Here is a 225-nt window from a genome sequence, read left to right as displayed (position 1 = left end):
AGTACGCGAACCACACCGCCGGTGGCAGCTGCGACCCCGCGTTACGGTCATCCCGGACGTAGACCCACAGGCGAGCCGTGCGGGTTTTACCGCTGCCCGGCTCCTGTACCGGCACAGGGATATCGTCGGTGTGCACCTTGCCCGGCATCAGCACGTACTGGCGCAGCAGGCCGTACAGCGGCTCCAGCAGTTCGCTTACCGCGCCGGACCAGCGACCCAGCGTGG

Annotated in this window: 1 protein-coding gene; it reads right to left on the bottom strand. The window is 68.0% G+C overall.

What is annotated here, in order from left to right; genetic code table 11:
- On the bottom strand, positions 1-225 hold a 225-nt coding region (locus tag F7Q90_RS26480; RefSeq protein WP_151161263.1), incomplete at both ends, for an IS66 family transposase.

The sequence above is a fragment of the Pantoea stewartii subsp. stewartii genome (genome assembly GCF_008801695.1).
In the GTDB taxonomy this organism is placed as follows: domain Bacteria; phylum Pseudomonadota; class Gammaproteobacteria; order Enterobacterales; family Enterobacteriaceae; genus Pantoea; species Pantoea stewartii.
The sequence above is the reverse complement of the archived record's forward strand: the minus strand, read 5'-3'. Positions and strand labels throughout refer to the sequence as shown.